Here is a 12019-nt window from a genome sequence, read left to right as displayed (position 1 = left end):
GGCGAGGCGCGGGCCGGCTGACGGTGGTCCCCGCCGGCCGGCCCGCGCGGACTCAGGCGCTGGTCACCGGGAGGACACCGTCCAAAGCGGCGAGCGTCTGGCCGGAGTCCTGCGCGCGCACCCAGGAGCTGACGTCCGGGGACTGCCCGAGCCGCCACCACCGGGCGATCGCCGCGGCCATCGCGTCGGTGTCGTCCGCCACCAGCCAGGGGCCGGCGGGGTCGATCGCGGCCGCCAGCGCGCTCGGGACGAGGGCGGGCACCCCGTTCTCCGCGGCTTCGAGCACCTTCACGCTGACACCGGTGCTCGCGCCGAACCGGGGAACGACCACCAGGCCGACCCGGCGGTAGAAGTCCGCGGTGTCGGCCACCCGGCCCGTCGCCACGACCCTCGGGTGGTCCGAGACGGCCTCGGTGCCCCGCCCGGCGAGCACGTAGTCCACCGGAACGCCCAACTGGGTCAGCCGGTGGTGGACGGGGCCGAGCAGTGCGCGGATCGCCCTGGTGTTCGGCGGCCACCCCGCCTTGCCGATGAACCCCACCACCGCAGGGGGTCTGGGTCGTTCCGGCAGCGGCGGGACCGGTGTCCGGCCCCAGGGCGGTTCGGAGGTCCTGGCAGCCGGCACGGAGGGCTCGTCCGGGACGGGGGCGGCCGTCAGGGGGACGGGGAGCGCGGTGGCGGGCACCCCCCACTCCCGGAAGGTGCAGGCGTCCGTCCGGGACAGCGCCAGCACCCGGCCGGCCCGTCCCAGCAGCCACCGTTCCGCGCGGCGGAGGCGCGGAACCTCGCCGAGCGCCCTGAGCGGCAGGGGGGCGTGCTCGGCCGCGACGGCGGACTCCACGTTGTGCGCCACGTGTCCCGCGACGGGGACCCGGGCCGCGTCGGCGAGCAGCAGAGCGGGCCACCCGCTGGTCAGGACCGTCCGTCCCGTCGCCCGCTCCGCGAGCAGTCCCGCCGCCTGCGGCCAGCCCTCGGCGGAGGTGAACTTGTGGCACAGGTAGGGCTGCGTCGAGGCCGTCATCGCGGCGGCGACTCCCCACAGCCGCCGCCGGTCGTGCCGGATCTCCAGGGGGACGGACCCGGCGGACCGTTGGACCACGCCCTCGCTCGTCCACTGCCCCGGCGGGCCGGTGACGCACACGACCTCGACCTCGTGGCCGGCGGCCTGGAGGGTTCGCACGAGGCGCCGGTCGACCCAACTGCCACCGCCCAGGTCCTGCCGTTCCAGCGGGTAGCTCGTGACGAAACAGATCTGGTTCGCGCTCATTGCTCGACTCTCCTGTGCGACGGACGGGCTGACGGCTCGTGGGAGATCTCGGGCGCGGGGAGCGGGGCGGACCGCCGGGGGAAGCACCGCTCGTGCACCACCCGAGCCAGGAAGAGGGGGTTTCCGACGACGTACCGGTGGAAGAGGCGACCGGGTTCCCGGCCGAGCCGGAAGACCCATTCGACGCCCGCCTCGCGCATCCAGCGGGGGGCGCGAGGAACTCGGCCGGCCGCGAAGTCGAGGAACGCACCCCCGGCGATGCCCAACCGGACCCCGGTCCTGCGCAGGTGGGCGGAGAGGAACAGTTCCTGGGCGGGGTTGCCGAGCCCGACGACGAGGAGGTCCGCACCGCTCGCTCGCACCGCGTCGGCGACGGTGTGCGCTGCCCTGGGCGGGAAGTAGCCGTGGGCGTGCCCGACGACGTGGAGGCCGAGGTGCCGGGCTGTCAGCGCCCGGGCCGCGCTCTGCGCGACCCCGGGCCGCCCGCCGAGCAGGAAGACCCGGTGTGCCTGGCGTGCGGCCAGGTCGAGCACGAGGGGGATGAGGTCGGTTCCGTTCAGGTTCGCCCGGAACCGCGTTCCCTGCAGGCGTGCGGCGAGTTCCACTCCGGACCCGTCGTTGAGCACCAGGTCGGCTGCGAGCAGTGCCCGGCGGTAGGCCGGGTCGCGGTGCGCCAGGTTGGCGGCGTGCGCGTTGACGAAACACAGCACCGCTGGCTCCGGTCGGACCAGGAGCCGGTTGATCTCGGAGATCGCCTCGGGAACGGAAAGGTTCGCGACGGGAACGCCAAGAACGGATGTCGTCGGGACGGACGCGCGCATGCGAACATCGTGCCGCTTTCACGTCCGAAAGCAGCCGTGCCACTCCTTCAACTATCGAGTGAGACTGTCGAACCCAATGGGGGATGAAGCGATGAGAAAAACAACTCACTGCTACCAGATTAAGGTAAATCTCCGACTGGATCGGCGATTCGGATGAAAGATAGTGTGAATTTCGAGTTCGAAGTCCGTTCGGTGAGCGGGTTCGCCGGTACCCACCTCGCCCGGTCCGGGCGGATGCAGGACCGGCTGCACCAGCTGGTGCCGGGGGGTGCCCACACCTACGCCCGGGGCTCCGACCAGTACCCGGAGGGCATGGCCCCCGTGCTGGTCCGAGGGCAGGGCGCCCGGGTCTGGGACGTCGACGGGAACTCCTACGTGGAGTACGGGAGCGGTCTCCGGTCGGTGACGCTCGGCCACGCCCACCCGCCCGTCGTCGACGCCGTCCGGGCGTGCCTGGCCGACGGCGTCAACTTCAGCAGGCCCACCGCACTGGAACTCGCGGCCGCCGAGGACTTCCTGGCAATGGTGCCCGGCGCGGACATGGTGAAGTTCGCCAAGAACGGCTCGGACACGACGACGGCCGCGGTCCGGCTCGCCAGGGCGGCCACCGGTCGGGACCTGGTGGCGATCTGCGCGGACCAGCCCTTCTTCTCGACCGACGACTGGTTCGTGGGGACCGTGCCCATGAACGCCGGTGTGCCGGCCGCGACCCGCCGGCTCACGGTCGGCTTCCGGTACAACGACCTCCCCTCCCTGGCGGACGTGCTCGACCGGCACCCCGGGGAGATCGCGGCGGTCGTGCTCGAACCGGCGACCGCCCTGCGCGAGCCGGAACCGGGTTTCCTCGCCGGGGTGCGCGCCCTGTGCGACCAGCACGGCGTGGTCCTCGTGTTCGACGAGATGATCACCGGTTTCCGGTGGGCGACGGGAGGTGCCCAGGCGCTCTACGGGGTCACCCCCGACCTGTCCTGCTGGGGCAAGGGGATGGGGAACGGCTTCCCGATCGCCGCGCTGGCCGGACGACGTGAGCTGATGGAGCTGGGCGGGTTGGCCACGGCCGCGCCGAGGACCTTCCTGCTGTCCACGACGCACGGAGCCGAGGCCGTCGGGCTGACGGCGTTCCGCGCGGTGGCCCGCGTGTACCGCGAGACCGATCCGATCGCCGTGATGGAGCGGCGGGGAGCCCGGCTCGCGGAGCTGGTCAACGGGGTGGCCCACGAGTTGGGGGTGGCCGACCACGTGGCGGCGGTCGGCCGGCCGTCCTGCCTGGTCTTCACCACCTCGGACGCGCGGGGAGTGCCCTCGCAGTCCTTCCGCACGCTCTTCCTCGCGGGGCTGCTGCGGGGCGGGGTCCTCGGCCAGTCCTTCGTGGTCTCCGCCGCCCACACCGACGACCAGCTCGACCAGACCGCGTCCGCCGTCCGCTCGGCCCTCACCGTGTACCGGCGTGCCCTGGAGGCGGGCTCGACGGAGGGGCTGGTGGCGGGGGCCCCGGTGGCGCCGGCGCTCCGTTCGTACGCCAGCCCGCGACAACGGCCCGCCGCCCCGTCGGGACCGGGGTGGACGTCGTGACCGGCTCGGCTCCGCGTCAGCCGAAGCGGAGGACGACGAGGCTCTGGTCGTCGTGCCGCTTGGCCCGGGGCCACCGCCGTCCGTCCGGATCGCCCTCCTCCGCGGTCCGAACCCGGTCGAGCACCGCCTGCGGCCCGGCCGAGGTCGCCTCGGCGAGGAGTTCCGGCCAGCCCCGGTAGAGGCCGTAGTCGTCGACTCCGCAGGACACACCGTCGCTGGCCAGCAACGCCGCGCGCACCTCGGCCCTCGGCCACCGGGCGGTCACGGCGCGGTCGGCGGCGGCAGGGTCGGCCTCGGCGACCCAGAACCCGCCGTCGACGTTGCGCGAGCGTGCCGTCCCCCGCATGGCGGCGCGCAGCCGCGTCCAGTGCTCCTCGTCGTACCCCGACCCGGAGCGCAGCCGGTCCCGGAACCCACCGCGCCCCGGTGAGCGCAGCCGCGCGAGCCGGTCGTCGGTGACGGGGTGGTAGCCGGTCCCGGTGAAGACCACCACCGGGCTGTCGGCGAGGACCAACGCCTCCACGGACGTCGGCGTCCACCTCAGCAGCGCGGCGGTGCTGGACGGCGAGTCGCCCGGCACCAGGCCGTGCCGGGCGGCGGTCGAGGCGATGGCGGCGCGCAGGACCTCCCGGAGCCCCAGCTCCTCCCGGGGGAGCAGCTCGGCCAGTTCGGACGCGAGGCGCTCCGCGTACCAGCCCCCGGTGCGCGCTCCCGGCTCCAGTGAGGTGGCGCCGTCGAGCAGGGCGACGGCGTTCGGCAGCACCACCACCCGGTCCTCGGAGTGGTCCCGGCCCGGCCGTTCGGCCACCTCGACGTGGGGCATGGGGCCAGCCTAGCCACGGGAGGTGGTCGGGCGCCCCGCCCGTGGAGCGGGAGGAGAACGGACGTCGAGCCGAGAACGGTTCCCTCCCGGTGGTGTCCGGCCGGGGCCCTGGCCTGCGGAGTCTCCGGGGGTAGCCCCCACCTCGGGCGGTGACCGGGTCGAGGGTCCGTGTTCGGCGGTCCCGGTGGCCCAGCGGTCCTCGGCGTCGCGGAAGTCCTCGGTCGACGGTGGGGCCGGTCACCGAGGTGTACGACCTGGCGAGCTACGCGCAGGCGTAGCGGCGCCAGGTGTAGTCGGGTTCGCACGGCCGAGCGCGGTGGTCGTTCGGCCGGCGCCGGCGCCGGTGCGGCTCGCCCGAGTGGCGGGTGGCGCCAGGTGGGGCGGGGCGGAGGAACGGGTGGCGCCCGAGGCGGTGGCACGCCGAACCGCGTTCGGGAGCACGCGGGAGAGGGTGCGCGCGAGGGCGGGTCGCCAGGCGTTCGCGGGACGCGGACTGGACCCGGCCGTGCGGGCCGAGGGCGAGTTCCTCGGTGTCGTCCGGGACGGGGCCGGTGCCCTGCCGGCGCCGGTCGCGAGTCGTTGGTGCCGCTCCGGCGGCGGTGGCATCGGGAGCTCGCCAGGGTCCGCTGGATCCTGGAGGTCCTCGGCTCCCCGCGGGATCGTCGTGCGGGGGCGCGGCCACGGCCCGGGAGCGGTCTCGCTGGGTGGTGGCGGGGTGGGGAGCGTGTGCTCCCCACCCCGCGTGGTCCGGCCGGCACGGCCCCTCGACGTGCCGGTCGGCGAACCAGCCCTCGCCGGTTCGCTCCAGTCCCGACCAGGTGGGTCTCGCGCGCGGGCGGGCCCTGGAGCAGCTCCGAGGCACCGCCGTGGCGGAGGCTCGGAGGTTGGGGATGTCTCGAATGGAGTGGTGGACCCCGCCCACCGAGCCGCGTTCGCCGGCGGCGAACGCCTGTCGACCGTACCGGCTGTCGACTGTCGACGGTGCCGCGTCAGCGGAGTGGGGATCGGGGACGTCGGGCGGGGAGCGGGAGTGAACACCCGTCTCAGTCGGGCGACGGTGCGGGACGTCTCGCCAGGTGCGTCGACGGCGACATGTCCTCCAGTCGGGAAACCCGTACCAGGGTGGGCTCGTCGAGGTCCGGCGTGGACGTGAGCATGGCGGAGATGGTGCGGCAACCACCGTCGTGGCCGACGGCGGAGCTCGCCGGGCTGATGGCGTGCGCCGGCCGGCCGGCCGGCTCTCGCGGCGGGCCGGGGGCGCTCGGGCGGCCTTTCTCCCCGGGCGACCGTGTTGCGCCGGTCGTCGAAGCGGGACCTGGCGAGGGGGAGTGCCCTGCCCTGGCTGGTGCCGGCTGCGCCTCCCGGCGGACGGGGTCGGCCGGGACGCCGGCGCGGCCCGGCGACGGGACCGAACCGCCGTGGGCGCCTCCGGGCGTCGCCGCCTCCTCGTCCGCCGTGCGCTCCGGTGCGGGAGCAGCGGGCTGCTCGCCGGCCGGAGGCGCGGGTTCTTCCTCTTCCGTGCCGCACTCGCTCGCGGTCGCCGTCACCGCGTGGCCGTGTTCGGGGTGCTCCGCCGCGTCGTCGGGTGGTGGCTCGTCGGGGAGGCCGGGCCGCGCCGCCAGGAACACCTCGGGAACGGCGGGAGCGGAGGCCAGCGCCTCCTCGACGGGATCCCACTGCGACGGGAGCGCCGGGCCGGGCTCCTGCCCGGGTGGCGTGCTGACGAGTGGCTCCACCGGGACCGGTTCGACCAGGGGAGGCTCGGGTTGGAGGCCCTGGAGCTGGTCGGGGAGGTCCTTCATGCGGTCCTCGAACGCCCGCGTGGCGGCCGCGATCAGGTCCTCGACGGGGTGGGTCGCCCCGGGCGGGCGGTCGGACTGGGAGGGTGGCGGCGCGGTGCCGGTGGGCAGCGCGCCGAGTTCGTCGGTGGCGGCGGCGGCCGTGCTCGCGCCGAGCCAGGCTCCGACGACGAGTCCCCCGGCGGCGGCGAGGATCCGCAGCCCGACGGCCCGCAGCAGCCGCCCGCGGCGGGCCGCGGTCGCGGTGCTGGCCACCCTCACCATTACCACCTGTTGGTTGCCTTCACCTGAGTTCGTTCCGCACGCGCCCTCGAAGGGTTCGGCGGTGCGTACCGCCGTCGGGGTGGGTCGCGTCGCGGAGGACATGGACATCGTCCGCTCCCGCCGTCCGCAACGCGAGTGTCCCCTGTCCCAACCACTCGTACAGGCGGACGATCCGCACCGGTTGAGGGACAGCCGACACGGGGGTCACCCTGGGTGATCCACGCCTGGAAGCAGGCTTGATCGGTTGAGCGCGCCGGCCCGCCGCCGGGATGCCCGCGTACCCGCACTCACCACCTCGGGTGAAGCGATCACCGGGCGGGCGCGTCCGGCCGGTGACGGAAAACGATCTTGGCAAGCTGGCGGGCATGACGATCTCGAACCTTCCGGTGGGACCGGCCGCCGAGTCCCAGCAGCCGCTGCCCGACCTGGTGGAACAGCTTCGTCCCTACGACCCGGACCTCGTCGTGCACGACCCGGGGGGCCCGGCGGAGTGCGTGGTCCGGGGCGGTGAGCTGCTCGTCGCCGCCGAGAAGGTCGAACGGGTGCGGGACGGGCTCCGGCGCTGGATGGACGGGGAACAGACGCACGACCACCTCGGCGTGACCCGGCTCCGGCTCCGCCCGGCGGAACGTGGTCGCTGCGTCGAGCTCGCCGCCGAGGCCGCGCGGGCGGCGGGCACGACCGGAACGTCGTCCGCGCAGCCCAACCACGTGCACTTCGGCAGCCCGGTGCTCCACGGAACCCCGCTGCTCCAGGGCACCCCGGCGCCGGTCGGCCCCGAGCTGGGCCGGCCCGGTGAACCAGTACCCCCCGAGCCCGCCGACGAGGTCTGGGAGCCGCCGGTGACGGTGGCCGTGCTGGACACCGGCCTCGACCCCCACCCGTGGTTCGCCGGCCGCACCTGGTTCTCCGAGTGGGGCCTGTCCCCCGAGGTCCTCGACGCCGACGACGACGCGGGCCAGGACCGGCACGCCGGCCACGGCACGTTCATCGCCGGCGTCCTCCTCCAACACGCGCCAGGGGTGACCCTGCGCCACCAGCGGGTGTTGTCGTCCCTGGGGATCACCGACGACATCACGGTCATGGGCGGGCTCCGCCGCGTACGCCGCCGTGCCGCAGGCAGCGGGGAGCACGTGCACGCCGTCGTGCTCAGTTCCGGCTGCCTGACCGCGGACAACGCCTGCCCGCCGCTCCTGCGCCGGGAGGTGCTCGCCTACCGGGACGCCACCGTGGTCGCCGCCGCCGGGAACCTGGGCTCCGACCGGCCGTTCTGGCCGGCGGCCCTCCCCGAGGTGCTGGCCGTCTCCGCGACCGACGCGGAGGGCCGTCGCCCGGACTTCGCCAACCACGGGCCCTGGGTGGACGCCGCCGCTCCTGGCGTCGACGTCGCTTCCAGCTTCGTGCAGCTGCGGCCGGGAGCGGGGTACCACGCGCCGGGGACGGAACACCGGAGGTACGGCTTCGCCCGGTGGAGCGGAACCTCCTTCGCCGCCCCGAGGATCGCGGCCGAGCTGGCGCTGCTGCACCGCACCGGCCTGACGGCGGAGGACGCCCGCGCCGAGGTGCTGCGGCACTTCCCGCCACGCTGAGGGAACGCGAACGGGCCGTCCCCGCTCACTCCTTCGGGCGGTCCTCGTCCCGGCCCGGAGCCGGGGCGGCTTCCCACGCCTCCAACCCGCGTCCTGATCAGGAGCGGAGAGGAGGCGTGGGATGCGGGGACGGCCGAGCCGGGGCAGGGCACCAGGACTCGTGGAGCGGGCGCTCGCGGGCGACGAGGGGGCTTGGCGCGAACTGGTGGACGAGTACGCCGAACTCGTCTGGGCGGTGGCGAGGTCGTTCCGGCTCGACGCCGCCGACGCCGCCGACGTCGCGCAGACGACGTGGCTGACCCTGGCCGAACGCCTCGCCAGCGTGCGGGACCCGTCCCGCCTGCCCGGCTGGTTGGTGACCACCACCAGGAACGCGGCCCGCCGGCTGTTGCGCGAGCGGCACGGCGAGGTCCTGGCGGGAGCCGGCGCGGACATCGCCCCCTGGCACGGCCAGGTCCGCTCGGCCGAGGTCGAGGCGCTGCTCGGCGATGAACGCGCCGGGGTCTGGCGGGCCCTGCGAGCCCTGCCCGACCGCTGCCAGCGGCTGCTGACGGCGCTCGCCTTCGCCCCCGAGTGGAGCTACCGGCAGATCAGCCGCGCGTTGGACGTCCCGCTCGCCAGCATCGGCCCCGCGCGTGGCCGCTGCCTGCGACGCCTGCGCGAACGGCTGGGCGGCGCGACGCCCTCGGACCAGCCGTCCCGCCGCGAGGACGTGGGAGGGCGAGGTGAGGTCTGAGCGCCCCGACGCCCCCGGCGAGGTCCTCGACATCCTCGCCGCCGCACTGCGCACCACCGATCCGATGCCCGAGCGCGCGCGTCGGGACGCGCTGGCCGCCTACCAGGTGGGGCGGCGGCGCGCCGCCACCAGCGCTGGTCGGCTGCGTCGCCTCGGTGACCAGCTCCTCGCCGGCCCCACCCCCGTCCTCCGCCGGTCCGGGTCCGGGGTGGGCGCGCGGCCCGTGGCCTTCACCGGGGAGGGCGTCACCCTCAGCCTCGACCTGGACTGGGCCGAGGGCGATCTGCTCCGGGTGGTCGGCTTCGTCACCCCGTCCCCCGGCCCGGGAGGGGGAATCCGGGTCCTGCACCCCACCGGTTCGGTGTTCGTCGAGCTCGACCGGGACGGCAGGTTCACCACCGAGGTCCCCGCCGGGCCGCTCCAGGTGATGCTGGTGCGCCGGGACGACCGACCGCTGTCCACCGATTGGTTGGTGCGATGAGCCCGGCCGCCCGGCGGCACCCGAGGACCGGGCGCGGGGGAGGCGCGCCGTCCCCGGTGTGGTTGCTGCGCCGGGCGACCGCCGAGCCCCGGCGGGTCCTCGACGAGTCCGCCCGCGTGCTCACCCCGGGCACGTCGGACGCCGACCGGTCCCTCGTCGAGCACGCTCGGGCGCTGGCCTTCCTGGAGCTGGGCGAGCCGGAGCGAGCCCACCACTGCCTCGGCGCGGCGCGCGCGGCCGCCGTGCGGGCCAGGGGTGGTCCGGGAACGGCCTCGGAGCCGTCGCTGCGGCTCACCTCGGCCTGGACCCGACTCCGGCTCGGGGACACCGAGACCTGCTTCGCGCAGCTGGACCACCTCACCCGTCGCGCGGAACCGGCGGTCCGGGCCAGGGCGGGCTGTCTGCGGGGCGTGGTGGCCTGCGCCCTGGGCGAGTGGACCGAAGCCGTCGCACGGCTGGACAGCGCGCTGCGGGCGCTGGCCGCCCGGGGCGACCGGCGGTGGCTCGCCACCGGGTACGGCGCCCGAGCGGTCGCCTGCGGCTACCTCGGACGGGAATCCGAGGGGGAGCGGGGCCTGCGACGCGCCGAGCGCCTCTGGGAGGCCCTGGGAGAAGGCCCGCGCGTCGCCGCCTGCCGGCACAACCGGGGGTTCCTCGCGCTCCGGCGGGGGGATGTGGCGGCCGCGCTGCGCGCGTTCGACGGACCGACCAACCGGGGCGGCGATCAGCTCGGGGACCCGGGAGCGGTGGTCGACCGGGCGGAGGCGCTGATCGCGGCCGGCCTCCTCCGGGAGGCCGGCGACGCGCTGGACGAGGTGGTGGCGCGGGCCGCCGGGTCGGGTGATGACGTGGTGCGGGCCGAGGCGCTGGTCTCGCGGGCGGCCTGCGAACTGGCGCGGGGGCGGCCCGACCTCGCGCTCGGTTCCGCGCGGCTGGCGGGACGGCTGAACCGCGCCCGTCGTGGTACCGCGTGGGCGGTGTTGGCAGATGCACTGGTGTGCCGGGCGTCCCTGGCGCTCGGCGACCCCGACGACCGGGACCTGGTGGTCGCCGAGCGGGTGGCGGTGGAGTGCCGGCGGCACGGCTGGCACCCGGTCGCCGTGGGACTGCTGCTGGCGGTGGGGCGGCTGGCGGCGGACCGTGGTGCGGCGGACGTGGCCGACCGGGTGCTGCGCGCGGCCAGCACCACGGCCGAGGAGTACTCGGGCGGCGACCGCCTGGTGACCGCGAACGGGCTGCTCGCCCGGGGACTGCGAGCGCTGGCACGGGGTGACGCGGCCGGCGGCGTGCGCGTGGCGACCACGGGGATGAGGGTCGTCGACGCCGACCCCACGCTCCGGGGGCCGGTGGAGCTGCGGGGCCGAGCGCTCGCGGTGAGCGCCGAGCTCGCCACCGCGGGCCTGGTGTCGGCGTTGCGGGTCAGCGAGCCGGGCGCGGCCCTGCGGTTCGTCGAGCGGCACCGGGCGCGGACGGAGGAGCTCGGTCCAGGAGAGGACCGGGAGCCCCCGTGCAGGGGCGGCCGGCACGCCGCCACACCGGGACGGCCGGCGGGAACGGCGGTGACCACGGCGCGGGCCGCCCCCGGACGCGCGGCACGGGACGACATCCTGCTGCGCCGCCGCCTGACCGAGCTGCGGGCCGTGCGGCGGGTCCGACGTCAGGAGCCGCCCGGGCCGGCCGAGCGGGCGGTGGTCGAGCAGGCGCTGCGGCGTGCCCGTGGGCGGCGGTGCGCGCCCTGCCCGCCGGTGTCGCCGGCGGTGCTCTCGGACGTGCTGGGGGACCGGTGCCTGGTGAGCTTCTCGCGGGTGGGCGGCCGCCTGCTCGCCGCGGCCGTGGTGGCCGGTGCCGACCCCCGCTGGTACGACCTCGGCGCGGAGCGGGCGATCGCGGCGGAGGTCGGCTACCTGCGGGCCGGACTCGTCCAGCTGGCCGCCACCCCACGGGGCCGGCTCCGCAGGACGGCCGCCGACGCGGTGGCACGGTCGGCGGCCAGGCTGGACGGCGTCCTGCTGGGGCCGCTGCGCGCGGTGCTGGCCGATCGGGCCGTGGTGGTGGTTCCGGTGGGGCCGTTGCACCCGATGCCGTGGGCGGCCCTGCCGGGGTTGGCCGACCGACCGGTGGTCGTGGCCTCCTCCGCCAGCCGTTGGGCGGAAGGGGAACGCGGTGGGTCTCGCGGTGCCGTGCGGGTGGACGGCGCGGCGTTGTGGGTGGCCGGGCCCGGACTGCCCGCCGCCGAGCGGGAGGTCCGCGTGCTCGCCAGGAGGTTCGGCGGCCGCACGTTGGTGGGCCGGGAGGCGACCGCGCCCGCCGTCCTGGCCGCGGCCGGTCACGCGTCGTTGGTGCACGTTGCCGGCCACGGCGCTCTCCGCCGCGATCGCCCGCTGTTCTCCGGGCTGGTGCTCGCCGACGGCACCGTGTACTGCCACGACCTCGCCTGCACCGACCGCCGCGGTTGGCCGGACCTGGTGGTCCTGGCGGCCTGCGACCTCGGTCTGTCGTCGGTGGGGCCGGGCGGCGCGCTCACCGGGGTGGCCGCGACCGTGCTGGCGGGCGGAGCCAGCACGCTCATCGCGAGCGTGCTGCCGGTGCCCGACGGCAGGACGGCGGCCACGATGGCGGCCCTGTACGGCAACCTCGCGCGAGGCGAGCCGCCGGCGGCCGCCCTCG

The 12019-nt window shown here is 76.0% G+C and carries 9 protein-coding genes; 5 read left to right on the top strand and 4 right to left on the bottom strand.

Going from position 1 to position 12019, the window contains the following annotated elements; genetic code table 11:
- Positions 1 to 52: 52 nt before the first annotated feature.
- Together ACTIDRAF_RS0222245 and ACTIDRAF_RS30540 are read right to left on the bottom strand one after the other, a co-directional pair.
- The gene (locus tag ACTIDRAF_RS0222245) at positions 53 to 1267 is read right to left on the bottom strand and encodes a glycosyltransferase (protein ID WP_016700916.1); all 1215 of its coding nucleotides are present in this window, start codon (positions 1265 to 1267) and stop codon (positions 53 to 55) included.
- On the bottom strand, positions 1264 to 2088 hold the full coding sequence (locus ACTIDRAF_RS30540; RefSeq protein WP_016700915.1) for a WecB/TagA/CpsF family glycosyltransferase: 825 nt from the start codon (positions 2086 to 2088) through the stop codon (positions 1264 to 1266). Before ACTIDRAF_RS30540 ends, ACTIDRAF_RS0222245 begins: the two co-directional genes overlap by 4 nt.
- Positions 2089 to 2241: 153 nt before the next feature.
- On the opposite strand from ACTIDRAF_RS30540, the gene ACTIDRAF_RS0222235 reads away from it, so the two are divergent.
- Positions 2242 to 3660: a glutamate-1-semialdehyde 2,1-aminomutase gene (locus tag ACTIDRAF_RS0222235; protein WP_083886578.1), complete on the top strand. Its 1419-nt coding sequence runs from the start codon at positions 2242 to 2244 to the stop codon at positions 3658 to 3660.
- A 16-nt stretch (positions 3661 to 3676) separates the two neighbouring features.
- Here the strand turns inward: ACTIDRAF_RS0222235 and ACTIDRAF_RS0222230 are convergent, their stop codons facing one another.
- On the bottom strand, positions 3677 to 4483 hold the full coding sequence (locus ACTIDRAF_RS0222230) for a protein phosphatase 2C domain-containing protein (RefSeq protein ID WP_016700913.1): 807 nt from the start codon (positions 4481 to 4483) through the stop codon (positions 3677 to 3679).
- A 1043-nt stretch (positions 4484 to 5526) separates the two neighbouring features.
- Positions 5527 to 6543 (bottom strand): hypothetical protein, encoded by a 1017-nt coding sequence (locus tag ACTIDRAF_RS0222225; RefSeq protein ID WP_157163203.1) that lies wholly within the window; start codon positions 6541 to 6543, stop codon positions 5527 to 5529.
- A 368-nt stretch (positions 6544 to 6911) separates the two neighbouring features.
- On the opposite strand from ACTIDRAF_RS0222225, the gene ACTIDRAF_RS0222220 reads away from it, so the two are divergent.
- From ACTIDRAF_RS0222220 to ACTIDRAF_RS0222205, 4 genes are all read left to right on the top strand, one after another.
- Positions 6912 to 8135 carry a S8 family peptidase gene (locus ACTIDRAF_RS0222220; RefSeq protein WP_016700912.1) on the top strand — a complete coding sequence of 408 codons (1224 nt, stop codon included), beginning with the start codon at positions 6912 to 6914 and terminating at the stop codon, positions 8133 to 8135.
- A 121-nt stretch (positions 8136 to 8256) separates the two neighbouring features.
- Positions 8257 to 8871 carry an RNA polymerase sigma factor gene (locus ACTIDRAF_RS30535; RefSeq protein WP_039788850.1) on the top strand — a complete coding sequence of 205 codons (615 nt, stop codon included), beginning with the start codon at positions 8257 to 8259 and terminating at the stop codon, positions 8869 to 8871.
- Positions 8861 to 9352: a hypothetical protein gene (locus tag ACTIDRAF_RS0222210; protein ID WP_016700910.1), complete on the top strand. Its 492-nt coding sequence runs from the start codon at positions 8861 to 8863 to the stop codon at positions 9350 to 9352. The genes ACTIDRAF_RS30535 and ACTIDRAF_RS0222210 overlap by 11 nt, the downstream gene beginning before the upstream one ends.
- Positions 9349 to 12019 (top strand): CHAT domain-containing protein (locus tag ACTIDRAF_RS0222205; protein ID WP_157163202.1); only part of this gene is annotated, 2671 nt, incomplete at its 3' end. The genes ACTIDRAF_RS0222210 and ACTIDRAF_RS0222205, both read left to right, overlap by 4 nt.

The organism is Actinoalloteichus spitiensis RMV-1378 (genome assembly GCF_000239155.1).
GTDB lineage: Bacteria > Actinomycetota > Actinomycetes > Mycobacteriales > Pseudonocardiaceae > Actinoalloteichus_B > Actinoalloteichus_B spitiensis.
Note: the sequence above shows the minus strand (reverse complement) of the source record. Positions and strands in the feature narration are given on the sequence as shown.

Coding starts and splice junctions, on each gene's coding strand:
- ACTIDRAF_RS0222230 (WP_016700913.1), bottom strand. CDS start 4,483: ATGCCCCACGTCGAGGTGGCCGAACGGCCGGGCCGGGACCACTCCGAG.
- ACTIDRAF_RS0222235 (WP_083886578.1), top strand. CDS start 2,242: ATGAAAGATAGTGTGAATTTCGAGTTCGAAGTCCGTTCGGTGAGCGGG.
- ACTIDRAF_RS0222245 (WP_016700916.1), bottom strand. CDS start 1,267: ATGAGCGCGAACCAGATCTGTTTCGTCACGAGCTACCCGCTGGAACGG.
- ACTIDRAF_RS0222220 (WP_016700912.1), top strand. CDS start 6,912: ATGACGATCTCGAACCTTCCGGTGGGACCGGCCGCCGAGTCCCAGCAG.
- ACTIDRAF_RS30535 (WP_039788850.1), top strand. CDS start 8,257: ATGCGGGGACGGCCGAGCCGGGGCAGGGCACCAGGACTCGTGGAGCGG.
- ACTIDRAF_RS30540 (WP_016700915.1), bottom strand. CDS start 2,088: ATGCGCGCGTCCGTCCCGACGACATCCGTTCTTGGCGTTCCCGTCGCG.